Source organism: Arthrobacter sp. Soil736 (genome assembly GCF_001428005.1).
GTDB lineage: Bacteria > Actinomycetota > Actinomycetes > Actinomycetales > Micrococcaceae > Arthrobacter.
Window position 1 is genome coordinate 26,994 of the sequence record NZ_LMSB01000015.1, and the last position, 21,028, is coordinate 48,021.

Consider the following 21,028-nt stretch of genomic DNA (forward strand, 5'->3'; position numbering starts at 1 on the left):
GATATGCCATATAATGTGATATGACGATGTTGAACCGCACTGGCTGGAGGCGGCGTGATCTTCTCCACAGGGGAGTCATGTGACAAGCGTTTTTGGCGGATTGTGTGGACAATAGCGCCCGGTCCATCGAATGGATAATCCGTCAGCTTGTCGGAGGCCGCTGGTTAGGTAGGAAGCGATGTTCCAGGGGGAGGACAGTTTTGAAGAACTTGCTGCCGTTCGGCACGCCGTGGCCGATGAACGCCACTTTGAGGGAGCGCGCGGCCCGCGAGCGTGAGGCTTTCCGCTCTTGGGTTGACGGCCTCGCTGTCCCTTCAGGCCAGCGAAAGATACTCACTGAGCTCCTGGGCCTGATGGATGAGCGCGAGTTTGTAGAGGGCCGTGCAGCCCGCGGGACGTATGAGGCCGGTCTGGCCCGGCGTACCGGGTTGGGGAAGTCCCTTGGCGGCGTTGTCAGTGATCTGGTGAGCGCCGGCCTGTTGACGTGCCACTCCGCCGCTGGCGTCTTCGACGACGGCCGCCCTGGTGAAGTGTTCCGTGTCCGCCGCCCGGATGTTGTCCTGACCGTGGAAGCAGCTGGTCCTCTGTCGTGGGTAAGCAGGGCCACGGGGGTGTCCGCGTGAACAAGAGTTCAGTCGGCGCAGTTGCCGCCGTCACTGTTTTCCTGCTGCCGATCGCTATTCTGCTGGGGATCCCCGTGTTTCTGGGTGGTTCCCCGGCTACGGCAGCGGATTGCAAGGCACCTTCCGCATCAGTGAGTGGGTCCAAGACTCCCGGCGCGGTGGGGGCCTTCTCGGGCGTGCAGCTGGAGAACGCTGCGGCGATCATGAAGGCGGCGAAGGCACTCGCGCTGCCGGCATCAGCTCAGCTGTTGGGCGTGCAGGCTGCTATTGGCGAATCGACGCTGCGCGTCATTGACCACGGTGACGGGGCGGGCCCGGATTCCCGCGGACTGTTCCAGCAGCGGGCGAATGGCGCGTGGGGTTCCTACAAGGACCGCATGGACCCCACGATCTCGGCAACGAACTTCTTCAAGGCTTTGCAGAATCTTCCTGGTTGGGAAGATCTGGAGCCGAGCGTCGCGATTCATCGCGTGCAGCGCAACGACAACCCGAACCACTACGCCCAGTTCCGTGGTCCTGCTACTGAGATCGTGAAGGCTCTTGGCGGGGAAGCCGCCTCAGGCATCGACGCTTCCGGCGCGTGCCCTGCAGCTGGCGGTTCTGTGGTGGGCCAACTGGCCGGCAAGTGGGTACACCCCATGGACGGCGCGATCATGACTAGCGGTTACGGTCCCCGTCCCGCCCCTGCAGGCACGGCCGGGGGAGTGCTGGCCAACTTCCACTACGGGATCGACTTCGCGATGCCGGGCCGCGCCGGCACCATCGTCGCGGTCACCGACATGAAAATCGTCAAGGTCCGGAACCTTGAGGGGCTTTTCGGCACTGGCGTGACCGGCCAGACGATGGACGGCAAGCTGACCATCGGCATGTACCACCTGGAAGCCGGGTCGGTGAAGGTCAAGGAAGGCGATGTCGTCTCCGCTGGGACCCCCTTGGGCACCGAGGGTGCTACCGGCAACGTGACTGGCCGCCACTTGCATATGGAGTTCTTCCCGGGAGCGCTGCCCAATCCCATGGTCCCGACCAATGCCACTACCAACCCCGGTCCAATCCTCAAGGAAAAGGGAGTGCTGTAAATGAACCGTTGGAAAGAGCTGAGCCTCGTCCTGGCCGTGTCCGCGCTGGCCGTGTCCGCGTGTTCGCCGGCCTCCAGCACGGAACCCATCCCGAGCGCCACGACAGACGAGCACGGAGCAGAGGAGCACTATCACAACGTCCCGGAAGTGACGTGGGATGCCAGGTCAGAAGAAGACGTCAAGGCCGTCGCCACGAAGGTCATGGGCCTGTTCGCCCGCCCCGACGTGCCCGAGCGGCAGTGGTACACGGACATCTTCCCGCACCTGTCGAAGGAGTACGCCGTCGATGCCCAGTACATCGACCCGGCAAGGGTCCGCGTCAACACGATCCATTCCGGACCGGTACTGACCCGGGAGCAGGGTAACCCGATGACGGTCATGGCGGAGTTCGCCACGAACAACGGCCCGTGGGTGCTGCTCCTTCATCGGATGGACCAGCACGAGCCGTGGCTGGTCACTTCAATCGCACCAAAGGACGCCTGATCCATCAGGCCCGACCCCTGCAGGGCCGTACACATACGGCAAATAGGAACTGACGAGAAAGAGAGATGACATGGCAACCGACAAGGAATCCATCCGGGAGTTCCCTCCCATGAGTGCCCGCATCAACGGGGACAACACTGGCGTGCTGATGATCGGCACGAACGAACAGCTGGTATCCGGAGAGTCGACCAACGACGTCCGGCGCGCGCTGATCGGTATGGTGCAGAAGGAAGCAGAACTGGCGGGCCAGACCCTGCGCGTCACGACCAGCGACGACGAGGGCATCGAGGTGCTGCTCGTCCACCCTGACGGCACACTCAGGCTCGATGACAAGCGACCGGCAGACCCGGTTGAGGCTCCTCAGCCGGAAGTTCAGGCCGAGCCTGTCATTGTGCGGCGGGAAGCGCCGGCCACGGCCGTGGCTGTGAAGGACCGCGCCCCTGCTGTAACGCGGGAGCGGGCCAGCCGTCCTGCGCCGGTCATTGCTCCGGAACCAGTCTCGGTGGAAACGGATGGGATGGTTGAAAGCGCAGCCGCGGCCTCCAGGCGGTGGAATCCAGAGTTCGTGAATGCGTCCACCGTGACGACCGTTGCTGAGCGGGAGAAGGACGACTCGCTGTTCTACGTGCTCGGTCACGGCTACGACCTGGACGACTTCCTTCAGGACGGACCTGCAGAGCAAGGCTTCAACGGGTGGCTCAATAAGGCCACCGGAGGCTCCTCGAAGCTGGCTCCAGGTTTGAGTGAAACAGCTGCACGCCGCGAGCAGGCTGAGCTTTTGTGCTGCGAGCGAATCATCCGTCAGGCCACGTGGCAGCGCGGTTCTGTGGCCTTCACGGTTGCCAATAAGAAGGGCAACTCGGCCAAAACCCCGGCGACCGTCTCTGTCTCGGGGATCCTCGCCTCCATCCGTGGCGGTTCCGTCGCGATGATGGAAGTCTCGGATGATCCCGGCCAGCTGGCGGGCCGCTCAGAGGGTGAGCAGCGTAGCGGCATCGGGGAGCTGGTGCTCAACGCCGCTTACGTGACCACCAAGGCCCAGCTGGAGGGCTACGCTCTCCCGCAAACCTCGTTTGCGCACACCTTCGGATCAAGCCCGACCCGCCGCGCTCCGCTGGACCGGGAGTCTATTGAGACTGTGTCCGCGCTCATCGATCAGTTCTACACAATCCGTGCCATGGACTCCGGCAACGTGTACACGAGCTCGGCATTTGCCGGCGCGATGGCAACCTCGGACGCTCTCCTGGTCCCGATGATGAACGCTTCGGATTCGATGGGTGAGGCAGTGGAGCTGTTCCACTTCCTTGAGTCCCACGACGATCCTCACTTCCGGGAGCTCGCCAAGCGGGCCATCGTCGTCAGGGTCTCGGACGGCCGCCCTGAATACAAGGTCGAGCGTCTGGTGAAGGACTTCATGCACCAGACCGGCGTCGCCGCTGACCGCATGTTCACCGTCCCCTACGACGCCCACCTGGCCGAGCGGGGAGCGATCACGCTGGACAAGCTGGCACCGGCTACTCGTGCGGCGCTGGTGCGCATCTCAGCTGCCTTGGTTGTGCAGCTGCAGGATGCCGTTGCCAACCCCACCACACTGACCACCACCGGCCGCCGTGGCCAGACGACGCAAGCTCACTAGGAAGAACCATGATGACCACAGGGCAGGAATCGAAATGGATTCAGGCGGTGAACGGAGACCCGGAAGCAAGCGTAAGCGCCCCGGTTGCGGTGGCCCGTCTGCCACTGGGTCCGGCCCGCCCTCAGAAGGGTATCGGCCCGATGGCCGGTGCCGGGCACTTGGGCCGGCGCAAAATCGACGGCAGCCCTGGAGGGCTGTGGGTTCTGGGAACCCACGGCGGGGCGGGGGAAGCAACCATCGCCTCCATGCTGGACGGTTCCATGCGGGCTTCACATGCGTGGCCGGTCCGGGAGGACCTGCCACTCCTTGAGGGTAAGGACAGCGCGCTGCTTGTCTGCCGTTCCAACGCCAAGGGCCTGCGTTCGGCTCAGTCCGCAGCCATTGAATGGGCCTCAGGGGCGCTCGATCCCTTGGCCCTGGCCGGTTTGGTGATCGTCTCTGACGCGCCGTCAAAACTGCCAAAAGACCTGCAAGACCTCATCATCACTGTCTCCGGCGCTGTGCCCCACATGTGGCGGATGCCGTGGGTGGAGGACTGGCGGCGGGGCCTAAGCCCGGTGTTGCCGGATTTGCCCCGGCAAGTCCGCAACGTCGTGGCAGATATCCAGCTGCACACTGCAGCGCACACACCATCACAGTAAGGAACGAAACATGTCTGTATTCACCAACACCGTCCTGGCCGCAGGGTCCGTCTTCGCGGAGATCCCCAAGCCCATTGAGGGCACTCCTCCGGGCGCGAACGGGTTGCTGACCATCCTGGGCTGGGTCTCATGGATCGTCTTCGCCATGGCCGTCGCCGGCGTTATGGTCGTCGCGGGCAAGATGATGTTCGACCACCGGCAGGGCAACGGTGGCGGACAGGCTGCGACCGGTCTGATCTGGGTCCTCGGTGGCTGCATTGTTGCCGCGGTTGCATCCGGCCTCGTAGGGGCCGTCGTAACAGCCTCGGGTGGTTCGGCATGAGCGAGGGCACTGAATCAACACCCAAGGCAGAGAACCCCTTCACCCGGCCATGGTTCCTGGTCTCGGGCGGGGTTATCGTCGTGATCCTGGTTCTGGCTCTGGTTTATGCACTGCTCCCGCCTGTTGGGGCAGCACCCAACGGACAGCCAACACCCACCGTAACGACTGACTCCGCCCAACCCTCCGCAACGAGTGGGGACAGCATTTGCGGTCTTCCTCAGGGAGACCAGACGATCCCCGGCCCTGGGCTCACATCCAAATGGGAACTCAACGGCAAAACAGCCGTCCCTACCGCTCCAGCGGATTTTGGACCTGGAAAGACAGACTCCGGAGCGCGGACTTGCTATGCCCATAATCCCACCGGAGCTCTCTTCGCGGCCGCCAACTTCGTAGGTACTTCGAGCCGGGCGGACGGTCAGAAGATCATGATCGAACGCCTGTCGGCTCCAAGTGAGACTCGCGACAAATATCTCGCCACTCCGCCGCCCTTTAGCGCACCGCGCGAGGGAACCAATGTTCAGATCGCAGGCTTTCGCATTCAGGCTTACAGTGACCACACTGCCGCTGTGGTCGTCGCAATAAAGAACTCGCAAGGCGGATTGGGCTCGCAGACGCTTCCGCTGAAATGGGTGCAGGGTGACTGGAAGGTTGACCTGTCCTCTTTCTCGCCGTTGTCTCCGATCGACGACATGGCTGACTTCGTCCCGTGGTCGGGAGTCTGATCATGCTTCCCCTCGAAGGAAAGGATGCGGACTGCGGGCTATTCGGAATCGGCTGTGCCGCCGGAAATGTCGTCAAGGACCTGGCCGGTAGTGCTCTGGAGCAGGTTGCCCAGGGTGTGACTGAGGCCTTTGGTAAGGCGATTGCGTGGTTGGGCACGTTCTGGGTGAACGTGGATACCCCTCCGCTGATCTCGTCGGGAACGGCCGCTTCTGCTGAGGTCGAGTTCCTGCAGGGCCATTTGTGGTTCTGGACGCTTTCCTTGGCTGTGTTTGCCGTCCTTATCGGCGCTGGCCGCATGATCTGGGAACAGCGCGGCGAACCGCTGCGCCAGGTCGCTGTGGGTCTTGTCCGCTTTATCTTGGTTTCTGCCGGGGGAGTGGCAGCAATCCAGCTGCTCGTCACGGCTTCGGATGGACTCGCGAAATGGTTGATAGACGAGGCAACGGCCGGGGTTGGCTTCGGAGCGAACCTGGCATTGATGATCAACCTGTCGGGCAACATCGGCGTCATCCTCGTCATCGTCCTTGGATTGATCGCCGTGATCATCTCCCTCATGCAGCTGGTGCTGATGGTGTTCCGTTCGGGCCTTCTTGTTGTGTTGGCGGGGATATTCCCCACGACGGCGGCCTTCACGAACACGGAGATGGGCCGGCAGTGGTTCCAACGCTGCGTGGGCTGGATCATCGCGTTCGTTCTGTACAAGCCAGCGGCTGCGCTGATTTACGCGACGGCCTTCAAGCTCACTGGGGCGAACGTCTTTGGCAAGGAGGACGACGGAACCGGTGGCGTGAAGATCCTCGCCGGTCTCGGCCTGATGTTCATCGCTCTGATCGCACTGCCCGCATTGATGCGCTTTGTCAGTCCAATGGTCGGGGCAGTAGCCGGTGGCAGCGGTGGCGGCGCGGCAATGGGTGCAATGGCCGGCTCGCTGGCCACGGGTGCCATCAACAAGGGCAGCTTCTCGGGCGGTAGCCGCTCGGGCGGGCACCGTTCCTCCTCTTCCTCTCCCGGTACGGCAGGGGAGAAGGGGCCGAAGGGCGCAACTGAGTCGGGCTCCAAACCGAGTCAGGGGAGCGGGGGAAGCACCCCGAAGGGTGCCGCCACAAACCCGGCCTCTGGAGCCGGCGCAACGACGGCCGGGTCAGGTGCGGCAACCGCTGGAGCTGGTGCTGGTGCGGGTGCTGCTGCAGCTGCAGGCCCCGTAGGTGCCGGGATCGCCGTCGCCACGCGGGTCGCCAAGAAGGGCGCAGAGGCCGCTAAGAGTGCGGCGGAATCATCTACGGGCGAGGGCCCGTCCGGAAGCAAAGGATAAACAAACCATGGAAAACAGCCACAACATCCAGTTCAGCAGCCTCAACGAAAGCACACACGTGTCCGGCAAGCCGCGGGACGGCAAGGCCGCAAGGTGGACCCATCCGCTCGTTTCGGGAATGCCGGTCATTGATCCCGTGAGGTTCATCGAACCTTCGCCTGACATGGCCGATCTCTCCATGACCGCTCTCCAGAAGAAGGGACGCTGGTCATGAGTGAACCGACGATTTATGCGGAACCGACCTATGGGAACTGGCGCAAGCCCCGCACTGGCGGTATCGGCAAGCTGGGGTCGCTGGAAACCGGGCTGCTGATCGGCGGCCTGCTGGTAGTGATCATCTTGTTCCGTTTCACCGGGGCCTTGGGCGGCGCTATTGGCCTGGTTGTCCTTGGTCTGGCGTTCTCGGCCTTGACGGTGCGTGATAAGCACAGCCGTTCAATGAGCCAGCGGATCATCGCCCGACGCCTGTTTGACCGGTCTTCTCGGGCAAGGCGGAACGTTTACCGTTCCGGGCCGGTTGGGCACGTCCCCACGGGCAAGTGCCGGCTGCCGGGGCTTCTGGCAACCTCTGAGCTGCACCAGTTCGAGGACAGCTTTATGCGGCCGTTCGCGCTGCTGCACATGCCGACGACGAACCACGTCAGCGTTGTCATCGAAGTGGAACCGACCGGGCTTGCTCTTGATGACCGGGAGAACATCGATTCCTACGTGGCGAATTGGGGAGCCTGGCTCTCTGGCCTGTCCAAGACCTCTGACATCGTCGCTGCATCGGTTACCGTCGAAACCGCACCTGATTACGGAGTGCGTCTCCGGCACGAGATCGACGCCAACATGGCCGTCGGGGCTTCCGCTACGGCTCGGGAAATGATGGAAGAGGTCAAAGCCACCTTCCCGCAGCAGTCGGCCGTGACGCGCGCCTACATTGCTCTGACGTTCACCACGTGGCGTCCGGGAGCGGAACGGAACCGCAAGATTCAGGACATCGGGCTTGATCTTGGCTCCCGTCTGGGTAAGTTCACAGAGCATTTGGAGGTGTGCGGTGCCGGGGATGCGCACCCTGTGACCGCGCAAAAGCTCTGCGAGGTTGTCATGAGCGCCTATGACCCGATGCTCGCTGAACACTTCGACGCGGCCCACAGCCAAGGCGTGACGCCTCCTGTTACCTGGGACAACGCCGGGCCGGTCGCCGCGGAAGCAGGCTGGGAGTGGTACCGGCACGCGTCGGGCTTCTCCAAGTCCTGGATCATGTCCATCGCGCCGCGTGGGGTCGTCTTCTCCAATGTCTTCGAGGACCTGCTGACCCCCAGCGCCGACGTTGACCGCAAGCGCGTCACGATGCTTTACCGCCCGGTCTCAGCCGGTTCGGCCATGGACGTAGCCGAGGCCGACGTAAACGCCGCCAAGGTCCGCGCAACGGCCACCGCCCGTCCCAGCTACCGTGCCGCAGCGGAACTGGCTTCTGCTGAACAGACAGCAAAAGAGGTGGCCAAGGATGCGTCCTTGATCAACTTCGGCATGGTGATCACCGCAACGGTCATGCGCTCGACAGACGCCCGTGCAGCGTCCTATGAGATCGAAGACCTTGCCGGCACCGCGCAGCTGACCATCCGTCCGGCATACGGCTCACAGGACGTGGCATTCGCCGCGAGCCTGCCCCTTGGCCTGGTGCTGCCTGACTACGTTGCCGTCCCTGCCCGTGTCCGAGAGGCTATCTGATGAAATTCCGTTCCTTCACCAAGAACGACGACGTGCTGGAGGTACCCGCCCTCCAGCTTCCCGATGTTGAGCGGATCCGCAAGGCCGGTCGACGGGCGTACATGGCCCCATCCAAACGCGGGTACGCGCTGGCTGGTGGCGGACAGGCGTCCTACATCGACCTGCCCGCCGAATACCGGGGTTCGTCCCGTCAGATCTGTGGGCTGTTCCCGTTCTCATCCGGGGCCGGGTCACCGCTGGCCGGCGTTCCTCTAGGCTCGAACATCCTGACCGGAAACATCGTCGGCTTGGACCACTTCACTGCCTACCAGCGGGGTCTGATCCCGAACCCGAGCGCGTATTTCATGTCCAACCCGGCGCTGGGTAAGTCCACGCTGGTGGGCAAGATCATGATGGGTCTGGACGCCTTTGGGGTGTTGTCCATGGTCTTGGGTGATGTGAAGGGAGAGCACGTTCTCCGGACCCGGATGGTGGGCGGCAAGGTCATTAGGCTCGGCAATGACCGCGGCTACCTGAACCCGCTGGATTCGGCCATTGCTGAGCGCGCAGCCGAGCGGCTTACCGGTGGGTTGCGTCAGGAAGTCCTGACAGAGGCCCACTATCACCGCAAGTCCTTGCTGATGGCGTTGCTGACAGTAGCTCGTGGTTCCTCCATCTCTGAGGAAGAAACCATTGTTTTGGACAAGGCGCTGCGCATCCTCTTTGACCGTTTCGACGGCGTGCCGTTGGTCAAAGACCTGGCCCAGGTCATTGCGGAAAGGCCAGAGGCTATCCGCAACGCGGTCCTGGATCGTGGAGACGACGAACGGTACGCGGATTCCACCGATGCCCTGCAGAAGTCCCTCAACGGCATCGCGGACGGCAGCACCATCGGTGGCATGTTCTCCCGACACACACGGGAAGAAGACCGGCTGGATATCACCCGGTCTTGCGTCTTTGATCTGTCCGCCATCGATGACACCCTGCCGGAACAACAGGCAGCCGCGATGCTCGCCTCGTGGTCGACCGGTTTCGCGGCCGTCAAGGTCTCCCAGGTCCTTGCAGATGCCGGCCTGGAACCTCGCCGGAACTACAACGTCGTGCTCGATGAACTCTGGCGGGCGCTGCGGATCGGTCGCGGCATCGTGGACCGGGCGGACTCCCTGACCCGTTTGAACCGGCATCAGGGCGTCGGCCAGATGATGATCTCCCACACCTTGAAGGACTTCGATGCAGTGGCCGATGAGGCCGACCGCAAGAAAGCCCAGGGCTTCGCCGAGCGTTGCTCAATGCTCGTCATGGGCGGCCTGGGCCGCTCTGAAATGGATGCCGTCCAGAATCTTCGCAACATGACCCGGGCCGAGCGGCAGCGGATCGTGTCCTGGTCGGACTCGAAGAACATAACTTCCCGTGGCGGAAAGCAGGCTCCCTTCGGCCGGGGAAAGTTCCTGATCAAGCTCGGGCAGGGTCCGGGGATCCCCGTCGAGACGCGACTGACATCCGTCGAGGACCGGGTAGCAGACACCAACCAGCGCTGGGAGGTGCTGCGTAAGGAAGGCCTGGCACCGGAAGAGATCGAACGCCAGCTGGGCATTACCGACCCCGACGTTGAGGAGACCGACCATGATGCAGCAGCGTAGAGGGAACACGATGACGTCCGGCCAGAAGGCCGGCTTCGCTCTCCTTGGCCTGTGCGTGATCATCATCGGCGTCCTGGACGCCGGAATCTACGGCGGCTCAATGCTCAGCGGCGACGGGCAGAAACTCCCCGCCAACCCGTTCGGAACACCGTTCCTGTTGGTCGGCGGCAAAGTCGGCTGGTCTGGGTCGTCCACGGTGGTGGCCGCCGCGACAGCGGTACTGATCCTGGTACTGGCTCTGCTGGTCCTTCTTTTGGTGGTGCGGTCCCGCAAAGGCCGGACCCGTGTGGATCACAAGGCAACATTGATGGGACGCGGCAAGGACATCGCACAGATCACCGAGAAGTCGGTGGCCGCCTCGGCGGCCAGGTTCGGCGTGCAAGGCTCCATCGGGGCGTTCATCGGTATCACCGTGGCTGGTGCGCAGAAGGTTTACGCCGACTTCGAATCAGTGGTCCTGCAAATCTGGGGTCCCCGTCAGGGCAAGTCCTCCACACAGGTGATCCCGCGGATCCTGGACGCGCCCGGTGCCGTGGCCACGACGTCGAACAAACCTGACGTGATCGACGCGACGCGCCTTGCCCGCTCTGTTAAAGGCCAAGTCTGGGCTTTCGACCCGCAAATGATCAGCGGGGACGCCGCGACCTGGTGGTGGAACCCACTGTCCTACGTGCGCAATGACGAGCGGGCCATGAAGCTTGCCGAAATCTTCATGGTCGCCGGCCGCGGCCCGAACGTCACCGGAGACGCGTACTTCGATAACGAGGGCAAGGACATGCTCACGTCCCTGTTCCTCGCGGCCGCGATCGGCAACAAGCCGATCAGCGTCGTCTATGACTGGATCAACCAGGGCAAGCCCACCGAACCCAGCCGCCTGCTCCGCGAGCAGGAGAACGGGATTTACGCCGCCTACGCCGCGTCGCTGGAGGCGCAGCTCCAATACGAACCGGCACAGCGGGACGGCGTGGTGGGTACCGCCAAGGCAATGGTGCAGACCCTCAAATTCGTCAGCACCCTCCAATGGGTCAACCCGCTCTCGGCCTCCGATTCGCGGCCGCAGTTCGGCCCCGAAGAGTTCGTCCGGTCCGCCAAGGACACCCTGTACGTGCTCTCCAAGGAAGGCGGAGGCTCAGCTGCAGCGCTCACCACGGCGCTGACGGTAGCTGTGGCAGACGCGGCAGAGGAATACGCCATGACCCAGCCTGGGCGCCGCCTCGCAGTGCCGTTACTGATGCCGCTCGATGAAATCGCGAACGTCTGCCCCTGGAAGGACCTGCCCGACAAGTACAGCCACTACGGCTCCAAGGGCATCATTCCCGAGGCCTACCTGCAGTCCTACTCGCAAGGAGAGGAACTGTGGGGAGAGAAGGGCATGCGGAAAATCTACTCCGCCAGCTCCGTGAAGGTCATCGGCTCAGGCATCGATGAGGAAGGCTTCCTGCGCCAGTTCTCGTCCCTGGTCGGTGAGTACACCTACGACACCATCTCCAGGAGCTCATCCAAGACAGGACAGTCCCGGTCAGTGAACCCGGACGCCGGCAAAGAGAGCATCCTCTCCGTCGCGGACCTCTCAGCACTTCCCATCGGCCGTGCCGTGGTCAAGCGTTCCGGCGCACCGGCCACCATGATCAAAACCCAGCAATGGAAAGACGGCCGCCACGCAGACTCGGTATGGCTCTCGCTGAACATCTACGACCCCTCGGAGAAGAGCAAGGAAATGACCGCAGCCATCCTCGAACGCAAAGATGCCGACACCAACCCCGTCGTGGTCGCCTACAAAGCCCAAGCACCCGCACCCACCCTGGCGGTTCAGGCCTCGCGATGGATCACGGCGGCCGGCAATGAGTGAGAACCACGGCCCCATGGACGCCTGGTCCGACACTCTCCCGACAGAAACCACGGAGCCAGCCATGAAAGACCAGCCTGAGACGGAGATTCCTTCCCCTCCGGAAAAGGATTTGCCGGACACTGCCCTCGAGCAGGCTCCCGCCCGTTCGGAAGAGGACGGTGAGGAAGTCGAGGATTTCCAGCTGACGGCCGGAGAGGTCGTCGCCCTGGTTGGTGACCGTGCCGAGAAGATGACTGTAAGCACCTTCCGCACACTCGTCACCCACGGCGACGCCCCCAAACCCCTGAACTGGGGCCGCACTCCGCTGTGGTCGTTCCGGGCCATCGAGGACTGGATCTCGGAGATGTTCGCCTCCGGTGTCCTCACTGCCGCCTCTCCCGAACCGGAAGCGGCCGGCCCACAAGCTGCACCGGCAACCGGGGACGCATCACCGCAAGATGAACCAGAGCCGGAAGCGGAACTGGTGTTCGGCTCGACCGCCCAATGGGTCGAGGAGTACCTGGTGCCGATGTACCGGCGCGAGATCAGCGCCAACGGTTCCACCACGACGTGGTGCCCGGAATGGTGGCGGCACGCCGAAGCCATCATCCGATTCGAAGCGCTGTGGCGGGCATGGGAACACCTTCGACTCGACGGAAAGACCGGCATGAGCGTGTTCATGAAAGACCACATGGACCACCACCTGCCCATTCTGTTGGACGGCAAGGGCCCGTTCGATGGCTGCAGCGTTGACCGTGGGCACGCCACGGCACCGGACGGCATCAAGGCGTTCCGACTCTTGTCCCCACCGCCTGAGCTATTCCCCGATGTACGCCCATCAGTAAACGACACAGAGGAGTAAGGCCATGAGCGAATCAGATGGAATCAACGAAATCTTCGATGACCTCCTGCGCCAGGCACTGATGTTCGCGGCGCGGCTCGGTGAACAAGCTGCGCGTGCCCGCCAGCAGCACATCGAGCAGGCACGCGCTCAAAGCGAGCAGGAAGGCCGGGAAGCGATCGCGCGTTTCGACGCAGAGCGCAACGCCGCCCGCGTCGCCCTCGCTCCTCTAGCCGAGGACCGGTGGTGGGACACGGCCACCCCGGAACAGATCGGTGCCGCCTACCAGTCCGCCACCGCGTGGGCCAAGGAAGACGCTGACATTGCCAAGATCCACACAGTGATGGACGAACAGCTGGCCAAGCGGGGCGTTATCGTCGCTGGCCCCGGGCCAGGACAGCTCACCGCTCTGCTGCAGGCCAAGCAGTGGGCAGCAGAAGAGGACCCGCTCCTTGACAGCCTGCACACGCGCGAAATGATCAACACCACCAACAGCCGCGACCGCGAGCGGTTGAACAACCAACTCGTCGCCTCGTGGCTATCCAGCCCGGAGGCACCGACCCTACCTGCCGCGAAGCCGGACTTCTCCCGCGCCGACGACCTGCGCTCCGCTGCTTACTTCAAGGAAGCCGCCGCCACCGGCTCCCGGCTGGACGGTGACACTGCAGCTGCACGCGCTGAGGACCTCCGGGACATCATCCCCTTGGAGATGGAAAGCGGACCCACCACGGACGACGCCGCCTGGTACGCACAGGAAGCTGCCAAGGCCGACGCGCTGGCCGTGGAGAACTGGGACACCGCAGACCGTCGCCAGGACTTCGCCCGTACCCTCCACGGCAAAGCAGACGAAGCCACCGTCGACGCCCGAATCCTCGCAGACGTCAGCCAAGGCACCCACCCAACCGCCGCCGTGAAAGGACCGGCCCCCAGCGCCACCAAGGCCCGGAAGAACAGCAACATCCCCCGCGCCCACCAGATAAGCAAAGGTGGACGCTAGACGATGCCACAACTTACAAAAGGAAGCTTCTGATGCGACTGGACGTAGTAAAAGACCCCAGCCTGGACGCCTACTTCGGCCCGGAGCTTGCTGCGGATATGCGCAGTTCCATCCACGCAGGCGGAGACTGCCGCGCCTGCGGGCAGCCTCTGGCGGCCGGGCAGAAGGTCCGGCTGGACGCCGCGACGGATTTCGTCCCCCACGTCTGGGCGCGTCACGCAACCTGCCCACCTACGACGGCCACACCCATGGCAGCGTCCATGATCACCGAAATGACATGGACGACTTCGGGAGTGCTGATCCCTGTCGGGGGGGACCGCGTTCCAGAAACCCCGCCCCGTTGCTGTTGCGGTCTTGAACCCCAGCGTGGACGGCTTCGCGTTCCGCGCTGGTATCGAGCAGTGGCCGCCAAGCCTGAACGACTGGTACTTGTCCCAAGGCTTTTCCAAGCCCGGAAAGCTTCCCTTAGGCGCACCTTCCGATCCCAACTGGACGGCCCAATGGATCGGGAACGCTGTGGCTTTCAGTCTGTTTCCGATCGGGATGGGATACGAAGCCGACATGCCTCCCCAGGCCTTCGATGCCATCAAGGATTGGGGAGGCCTCATGGTGATCGTCACGCACGCCGAAGTCCCCGCCGAGGTTGTGACCTCTCAACAGAAGTTCGCGACGTTCATGCGCGACGGCGCCTACACCACGGCCTGGCTGCCGGTGAGCTGAACCGGAACAGCACTGCTTGGCGGGAACAACAGAGGAGCCGCCCTTCAAACTGAAGGGCGGCTCCTCTGTGCTCGCACAATGGCTCTCTGACGAACATGGGAACGTGCTACACCAGTACACACACTCCACTCCCCAAAGCTGGTCCCCCGCTGTGGGTACAGGCTCATCGGAATGTGGACTGGATCCCCACGAGTAGGGTGGTTGCAGCCTCATGAAACGAAACGACGAAGGGTCACATGCAATGGAAAGCACCGAACAAGCTGCAGCCAAAATTCTTAAGGGGTTCGAACGATCGAACGGCACCTTCAACAACCACCGGCTAGTGGATGAAGACACCATAAAAAGCCACGGAAAACTCTCTGGTTACGACGAACAGCACGCAGAGAACGTCAATCGGGCGATTTCCCAGCTTATTGCGGCCGTCGGGTCAGACATCGAGCATGCAACCATCGTCAACGCTCCAAATAGCAACCCCGCCTCCCGCGACTACCATTTCGCAGTATTCAGCCGGGGAATCCTGGGCTACGTGGAATTCACGAGCGCTGGCGCAGATCCTCAAATTCTTGTTCAGGCCGTACCCCGCAGCTCAATAACCGAGATTGAGATCCGCGGCGCCAAGGACTACCGCAGCGACAAAGGTTCCCCGGTATTTGTAGCGAAGTACGCCAATGGGATAACACTCGATATCCGGGAACGGGACGATTACGGCCTGAACGTGCCCGAGCCTGGCCCTTGGGTGCACGAGCTCTTGGATAGCCTGCGGAAGGATCTTGCTGCCGCTTAGTGTCGCGCTCAGGAGGGGCCAGCCCAGCGTGCCGGATCGCGCAGAGGCGGCATGCAGCCTATCCGAAGCGGAACCCGAAGAGCCCGCCCGTGTCCGTCTCGTCGGTGAGTCGAGTGCTCAAGATGTAGGGGTCAGCATCAAAGGCCCCATCGCTCTGGCTTTCGACCAATTTGAGGAAATCTGAATTCAGCGTCACAACGTACTGGAAACCGTACTCTTCGGCGAGCCGAGCTCCGACATTTAGACACGAGGCCACCTGTCTCCCGTCGATCGAATCAAAGAGGTGGCTGTCGTGGACGAGGATGCCGGGCGCCCTATCTGCCTTGATAGCTGCTACGGCGCATACGACATCAAGCATGAAGGTCTCAACGCTGCGAATACCTGTGCTTGCGTCCCCGGATATCCGAGGCGTGACACTGAGGATTCCATTAGCTGTGGGTGAGACTAAGAGGGATGCTTCACGGTCGGTGTAAATCTCCGCCCCGAGAGCACCAAACAGGGAGATCGATTCGTCGACACTACCTTCACGCTCGTTCAACTCGGAGCGCACTGAGGTGACCAACTCTGCGGTCTTTAGCTTGATGGTGTCGTTGATCGTGTTGACCGAGTTAGCCGCCTCAAGTCGGCGCTCCAGGTCAGCGACACCGGCTTCTCGTTCGGCGAGATCCCGCTGCGCCCTGAGGAAGGTGTCTAGGGCTACTGTTTCGCTCAACAGTTGCATAACCAGCGAACGTTGGCCGTCCAGGCGGCGGCGTTGAGTGTCGATGTCTTCCAGCCGCACAGTGACGGCTTCCTGTTCCTGTTCCAGGAATGACCGTCTGTTGCTCACGACTGAGTCGTGGAACGCAGCAACCTCGTGGTAGCGCCGACGAGTGGTCTCCGGGAGAACGAGGCCGATCTCCGAGTAGACACGGACCAGCTTCGCAGCCAACGCATCATGGTCGGACTCGCCGGCTTCCTCCCGCAGTGCGTCGTCCAGCTCTCTTGCTCGTCGTTGTAGCGCGAGGGCTTCATCGTTGAGCTGCTGGATTAAGGCGCTCAGACGATCGGCTTTCAGCTGATGCTCAGCGTATTGGTCGTCGACTTTGAATGCGTGCAAATCGTTCTGCATGTGATCCCGCTGGCGGCGTGCGGTCGCAAGTTGGGCGCGAAGCCTTGGTTCGTCCAGCGACAGGTGCGTAAGCGCACCCTCTCTCACCGCAGCTCTAATCGCCTTGCCTTGCTTTGTCATCCGGTCTAGAGCTCCGGCGCCCGAAAGGATCTCGGGGGAGAGTCCCAGCATGAATCCCAGCTTCACTCCCGACTCCCAGTCCGCTTCTGACGGGTGCCCCTTGATGGGGTTGCCGAAGTAGCTGCGGATGAGCTGTCCCCAAATTTGACCCACGGTCGGACGCGTTACGTCTTCGGGGATTTGGAAGACTCTGCTCGCGAGCAGAGCACGCCATTCATCAATGTGGAGACCGGTCGTTTCGAGGCCAGACCATCCCGAGACCTGGAGGCGTGTCGTGGGGGAGACTGTGCGGGTCACTGTGACTGTGTCGAACTCCCCAGGTGAAACTGAAGGGAGCAACATGGTGGCCGTGAATGAATGATCGCTAAGTTCTGCTGCCTTAAACTCGGGCGCGAGGTCACCGCCAAGGAGATAGCGGAGAATCTTCACAAAACTCGTCTTACCGATGCTGTTTCGACTATCGCCCTGGTCAGAAACGTCCGTGCGGTCAGCGACGATGATGTTCAGACCGTCCTTGAAGCGAAGACCCTTGAACCGGTTGTCAGATGAGGTCAGGCTCTCAAGAAACAATGGACCGCCTAAGGTAGCCGTGCTCGGTCACATCTATTAGTTTGAGGGCGAAGAGAGCGGCCAGAGCGAGCGAGAACCAGTCGAACGTGACCCGCGCCGACGAACGCTGCCTCCTGTTGAAGGCGTCCCACAATGCGGAGACAGACATCGGCCCCCGGAGATGAACGAGAATCTCGGACCCAATGGTCAAGAGAGCTCGCTCCGACGACAACCCTTTAGTGGGCAGGAGCATTGTCCAACGGCCTCTCGAATATATGGCAAGTATCAAAGAAGTACGAGACGACTGCGAATGCTGCATTCGCGCGTCGCCCGTCCATGCGGAAGTTCGCCCCAGCCACGGAGACATACAGCCTTTCAAGGATCTCAACCGGGTTGGTAGTGACTGTCCGTGCACTTTGATACAGCGCGCGGAACCGCTCACCATGTTTGGCGGAGAGATTAGGGTCCGAAGACTCTTCGTACCAGCGGTCAATCCGTGGAGCGAGTAGCCGTCCAGCGTTGAACTCGATTCGACTTGCCTCGGGCAACTCGTTGAAGTCCATCTTGTTTACGGGAACAGGGAGCACAGCTCCGCCGCTCTCGGGCTCCTCCTCCGCTGAGCCAATCGAGTCGAGCAAAGGGAGCAGATCTGCAAGCTCGATGTTTTCAACTCCCGGGGCACCAGGGAAAAGATCATTGAGGGTGGCAGCAGCGAGCGTGGCAACCACAACAACCCATAGCTCTTCGGTCCTGAAGATACGCATCGTGAGCGGGCGCTGCGAGGATGCTCCATGATCTTGTTGGAGACCAGTGAAGGCCCTGAGGGCAACTGGCCCGACCGGGGCGTTAGTCACGAATCGCCATGTGTGGAACATATCCCACTCGGCAAGCCCTCGCGCAAAGTCCGATTTGATCTTGTTTGCGAGCTCCCGTTCAGCGTCTCGTCCTGGCCTTTGACCGTAACAGGCATAGAAGATCGTTCCAGACTCGGCGAGTCCGTCACACCCACCATCCCCGAGAGAACCTGACGGTGCAGGGTTGACGAAGTCATCGTGGAACAGACCGAGGACTCGAGACACATAGTCCTCGAACTTCGTCCCGGACTCAAAGCACGCTTGCTGGTGACGGAAGTGATACCACTCGCGCCAGTTGGCCGTAAGTAGCATAATCACCCTCCGATTCCTTCGCCCTCGCCAGCGCCGAAGGTCCCCTTGGCCCCTAATGTTATCCCCGCGGGAGCCCTCAGCCCGCGAGGCCCTCCCCTGGGCCCCGGAGGTTAGCGGCTTTTTCCGCGCGCCTTGCCGTTCTTGCTTTTCGCAGTTTCCGCGACAGGAGCCACGCCTTCCTGGTCGGCACTTGGCGAGATGGGCGGGCGGCTGACCTCCATGAGGAACTTCAGCTGCTCAAGGTTCTCGTCCACCCCCTTTTTCGCCTCTGCCGCATTAATCCATTTCGACGTCGCAGAAGGAGGCTGGGACGCCATGGCCGGCTGGGCCGGGGCCACGACGGCACCGTCAATGCGTGCCTTCACTTCCCGCAGCCGATCTACAGCGGCCACGCGCACTCGCTCGGCGTCTGCGAGCCTGCCGGACGCCTGGTGCATGTCGTGAATGGCCCTCATGGTGTTCCGCAGCTGGGCCAGCAACAAGGCTTCGCCTGCCGTCGTCGACGGACCGACAGCAGACTGCATCAGCAGCATCCCGGCGCCCTTGGCACTCGGCAGAGGTGCGTGCTCGGTCCTGGTCGGGAACCGACGCAACTGCGCTGTCCGGGACAACGCCTTGGCCGTGTCAGCAAGCGGTCCAGGAACAGCCTCGGTACGCAGACTCCACGCTGCGAAAACCCCTGACGTTTCCCGCGCAACCCGCGCCCACAGGACAGGGTCATCAACCGGCACGGACTTGATCCGCTCGTACAGTGACCCGACCTCGGCGGTGTACTTCTCCCACTGCTCTGCCGTGGGCTGCAGGGCCTCCCGTCCGGGGGCAACAATGCGCTTCCCGCCCGCTACGGCCTGCCACTCAACAGCCGCGGCATCGGCAGCATCCTGCGAACCGTCCCAGCCCGAACGAAGCCTCGGCAGCGTCAGGTCGCGGGCGAGCTTTCCGCCACCAAACCAGACAGGTTTATCAGAGCGGCTGGCAGGCTTCAACGCAACCGAGTAACCCTCAACAACGGTCGTACTTCCCTGGGCAAAGCGAGGTCGGATGAGAACACCCGTGCCGCGCAGCCGGCGAACAAACTCAGCCTCATCAACGCTCGCCGTACTGGCAGCACGGACACTGCGCTGCAGCGTCTCACGTGGCAATTCCGCCAGTCCCTGGGCACGAGCGGCGGCTTGCTCCTTGGGGTGGTAACCGCGTTCAGCGTGCTCGCCACGTCCAACGCGCAGCCCGTACTTTTCCTCCAGCGCAGCGCAGACCCTCTGAGAGCGCGGCTGGTCGTTGTGCTGGCTCCACCGGGTGCCATCCTCACGAATCATCGAAACAGCCAGATGGATGTGATCGTTACCGGCTTTGCTCACACCGTGGTGAATAGCGACCCACCGGCATGGCGGCTTCCCGTCACTGCCGCTGAATCCCATCTCCTCGGCAAAGTCCTGCGCGATACTGGCCCACTGCTCGTCAGAGAGTGAACCGTCCTCCGCCTTCAAACTAAGCGACACATGGAACACATGCTTGCCCGTGGAGTCCGCGGCGAAGACAGCCTTCGGAATGTCCATCTCTTGAGCCAGCGTCTTCGCGTTCGCCGCGTTCAAGGCATCGCCATGCCCGACGCTGACAATGGCATCGGACGCAGTGATGAGCCGCATGTCCGTGTGCTCGTTGGAGCGCCCCGGACCAGCAAGGTACATGATCAGCCCGACCATGCGCGTGCCCTTGGTGATGTTCGGCATCATGGACGCATCACCGACACAACCGCATCATCAATACGCACCATCAACCGCCGTGCCGCGTCCACCGCAGCAGCCGCATCTTCAGGGAACTCACCCGTAGCATTGGCGTGCCTGGCGATCTGGTTGATGTTGTTCGAAATCGCACCCAACAACGTCCGGATGCCCAACAGCTCCACAGCGACGTTGCGGCGGTCAGTCGCCGTTTCACCCGATTCCGAGAACGCGGAATCAAACAACAACCGGGGAACACTAACGTTCTCCTGGATCGCCCGGGCGACCAGTGCCGCCTTCTCTTCATCCGTGACGTACACCTCGACCTTGCGGGTGCGGCCACCGGGAACATTGTCACGGCGCGACTTACCAAGGCGCTTGGCCTCTGGTGAGTCGTCCATCCCCGAAACATCCCTTCACATGCCCAGCGCAGCGACCCCGAAAGATCGGGGGCTCACACACCAGTGTGTCAGAAGCACGACGCCCGGTCGAGCTGACAAGCCATTTACCCATGAGTAAATGTATAGCTTGCTCCTCCCTCAGGACTTTGCCCGGTTTTCAAACCTCCCGTCCGGGAACAGCAAAGCCACCAGCTCCGGCCGTCTGTGGAGGCGCTGGTCTTCGCGCGCCACGTCGCTAGGATGGTGGTCATGAACATTCAACAGATCGAAGAGGCCGCCGCCCGCAAACTTGACGCCGACCGCGAAGCGCGCATCGCCTTCATCCGCGACATCGCCTCCGCTTCCGAGAGGTTCCGTGCGGCGCGTGAATCACTCGCGGAATCAGAACGGAAGCTGAGCCAGCTTCACCGCCAGGCGACCACACACGGCTGGACCGAAGCAGACCTTAAAGGATTCGGCATCGAACCGAATCCCAGGAACGTCGGCGGTCGTCCCCGCAAACCGAAGGCCCAGCGCGACGGTGCCGCTGAGGCTTCCTAACCCCTCGCCCCCATGGGCACGGCAAAAGCTAAATCCTTCGGGCTTTTCCCGCACACATGGGGACGACGGGACCCACCTGACCGCCTGCACACAACCACC

21 protein-coding genes are annotated in these 21,028 nt (G+C 62.4%); 17 read left to right on the forward strand and 4 right to left on the reverse strand.

Features of this window, described 5'->3' with window-relative positions; genetic code table 11:
- The first annotated feature begins 200 nt into the window (after nt 1–200).
- From ASG92_RS11095 to ASG92_RS11170, 16 genes are all read left to right on the forward strand, one after another.
- Complete coding sequence (locus tag ASG92_RS11095) at nt 201–623, forward strand: hypothetical protein (RefSeq protein ID WP_056627947.1); 423 nt, start codon at nt 201–203, stop codon at nt 621–623.
- Nucleotides 620–1,699 carry a M23 family metallopeptidase gene (locus ASG92_RS11100; RefSeq protein WP_082579459.1) on the forward strand — a complete coding sequence of 360 codons (1,080 nt, stop codon included), beginning with the start codon at nt 620–622 and terminating at the stop codon, nt 1,697–1,699. Before ASG92_RS11095 ends, ASG92_RS11100 begins: the two co-directional genes overlap by 4 nt.
- Nucleotides 1,700–2,182, forward strand: a complete 483-nt coding sequence (locus ASG92_RS11105) for a hypothetical protein (RefSeq protein ID WP_056627950.1) — start codon at nt 1,700–1,702, stop codon at nt 2,180–2,182.
- Between the two features lie 70 nt (nt 2,183–2,252).
- Entirely contained in the window at nt 2,253–3,818 is a 1,566-nt protein-coding gene (locus ASG92_RS11110) for a hypothetical protein (protein ID WP_056627953.1), read from the forward strand.
- Nucleotides 3,819–3,826: 8 nt separating this feature from the next.
- Complete coding sequence (locus ASG92_RS11115; protein ID WP_056627956.1) at nt 3,827–4,459, forward strand: DUF6668 family protein; 633 nt, start codon at nt 3,827–3,829, stop codon at nt 4,457–4,459.
- Nucleotides 4,460–4,469: 10 nt separating this feature from the next.
- Entirely contained in the window at nt 4,470–4,781 is a 312-nt protein-coding gene (locus ASG92_RS11120) for a hypothetical protein (protein ID WP_056627959.1), read from the forward strand.
- 425 nt (nt 4,782–5,206) lie between these two features.
- Entirely contained in the window at nt 5,207–5,503 is a 297-nt protein-coding gene (locus ASG92_RS11125) for a hypothetical protein (protein WP_056627961.1), read from the forward strand.
- Between the two features lie 2 nt (nt 5,504–5,505).
- A complete protein-coding gene (locus ASG92_RS28275; protein WP_157372185.1) occupies nt 5,506–6,816 on the forward strand; it encodes a hypothetical protein in 1,311 nt (436 codons plus the stop codon).
- A 7-nt stretch (nt 6,817–6,823) separates the two neighbouring features.
- The gene (locus ASG92_RS11135) at nt 6,824–7,030 is read left to right on the forward strand and encodes a hypothetical protein (RefSeq protein WP_056627964.1); all 207 of its coding nucleotides are present in this window, start codon (nt 6,824–6,826) and stop codon (nt 7,028–7,030) included.
- Nucleotides 7,027–8,532 (forward strand): SCO6880 family protein, encoded by a 1,506-nt coding sequence (locus tag ASG92_RS11140; RefSeq protein ID WP_056627965.1) that lies wholly within the window; start codon nt 7,027–7,029, stop codon nt 8,530–8,532. The genes ASG92_RS11135 and ASG92_RS11140 overlap by 4 nt, the downstream gene beginning before the upstream one ends.
- Entirely contained in the window at nt 8,532–10,151 is a 1,620-nt protein-coding gene (locus tag ASG92_RS11145; protein ID WP_056627967.1) for a hypothetical protein, read from the forward strand. The genes ASG92_RS11140 and ASG92_RS11145 overlap by 1 nt, the downstream gene beginning before the upstream one ends.
- Nucleotides 10,135–12,000 carry a type IV secretory system conjugative DNA transfer family protein gene (locus tag ASG92_RS11150; RefSeq protein WP_082579457.1) on the forward strand — a complete coding sequence of 622 codons (1,866 nt, stop codon included), beginning with the start codon at nt 10,135–10,137 and terminating at the stop codon, nt 11,998–12,000. Before ASG92_RS11145 ends, ASG92_RS11150 begins: the two co-directional genes overlap by 17 nt.
- A gap of 61 nt (nt 12,001–12,061) precedes the next feature.
- Entirely contained in the window at nt 12,062–12,841 is a 780-nt protein-coding gene (locus ASG92_RS29755; RefSeq protein ID WP_240987093.1) for a DUF4913 domain-containing protein, read from the forward strand.
- 4 nt (nt 12,842–12,845) lie between these two features.
- Nucleotides 12,846–13,817, forward strand: a complete 972-nt coding sequence (locus ASG92_RS11160) for a hypothetical protein (protein ID WP_056627973.1) — start codon at nt 12,846–12,848, stop codon at nt 13,815–13,817.
- A gap of 366 nt (nt 13,818–14,183) precedes the next feature.
- Nucleotides 14,184–14,537, forward strand: a complete 354-nt coding sequence (locus tag ASG92_RS11165; protein WP_157372186.1) for a hypothetical protein — start codon at nt 14,184–14,186, stop codon at nt 14,535–14,537.
- A 241-nt stretch (nt 14,538–14,778) separates the two neighbouring features.
- The gene (locus ASG92_RS11170; RefSeq protein ID WP_056627978.1) at nt 14,779–15,321 is read left to right on the forward strand and encodes a hypothetical protein; all 543 of its coding nucleotides are present in this window, start codon (nt 14,779–14,781) and stop codon (nt 15,319–15,321) included.
- A 58-nt stretch (nt 15,322–15,379) separates the two neighbouring features.
- Here ASG92_RS11170 and ASG92_RS11175 read toward each other — a convergent pair whose 3' ends face one another.
- The 4 genes from ASG92_RS11175 to mobC all read right to left on the reverse strand — a co-directional run bounded on the left by ASG92_RS11175 (nt 15,380) and on the right by mobC (nt 20,389).
- Complete coding sequence (locus ASG92_RS11175; RefSeq protein ID WP_056627980.1) at nt 15,380–17,122, reverse strand: ABC-three component system protein; 1,743 nt, start codon at nt 17,120–17,122, stop codon at nt 15,380–15,382.
- Between the two features lie 215 nt (nt 17,123–17,337).
- Nucleotides 17,338–18,267: an ABC-three component system protein gene (locus ASG92_RS11185; protein ID WP_346762991.1), complete on the reverse strand. Its 930-nt coding sequence runs from the start codon at nt 18,265–18,267 to the stop codon at nt 17,338–17,340.
- A gap of 110 nt (nt 18,268–18,377) precedes the next feature.
- Nucleotides 18,378–20,000 carry a relaxase/mobilization nuclease domain-containing protein gene (locus ASG92_RS11190; RefSeq protein ID WP_056627985.1) on the reverse strand — a complete coding sequence of 541 codons (1,623 nt, stop codon included), beginning with the start codon at nt 19,998–20,000 and terminating at the stop codon, nt 18,378–18,380.
- Nucleotides 19,997–20,389: a plasmid mobilization relaxosome protein MobC gene (gene mobC, locus ASG92_RS11195; protein WP_240987094.1), complete on the reverse strand. Its 393-nt coding sequence runs from the start codon at nt 20,387–20,389 to the stop codon at nt 19,997–19,999. Before mobC ends, ASG92_RS11190 begins: the two co-directional genes overlap by 4 nt.
- Nucleotides 20,390–20,638: 249 nt before the next feature.
- Between mobC and ASG92_RS11200 the strand changes: the two genes are divergently transcribed.
- Nucleotides 20,639–20,929 (forward strand): hypothetical protein, encoded by a 291-nt coding sequence (locus ASG92_RS11200; protein ID WP_056627988.1) that lies wholly within the window; start codon nt 20,639–20,641, stop codon nt 20,927–20,929.
- The last annotated feature ends 99 nt before the right edge of the window (nt 20,930–21,028 follow it).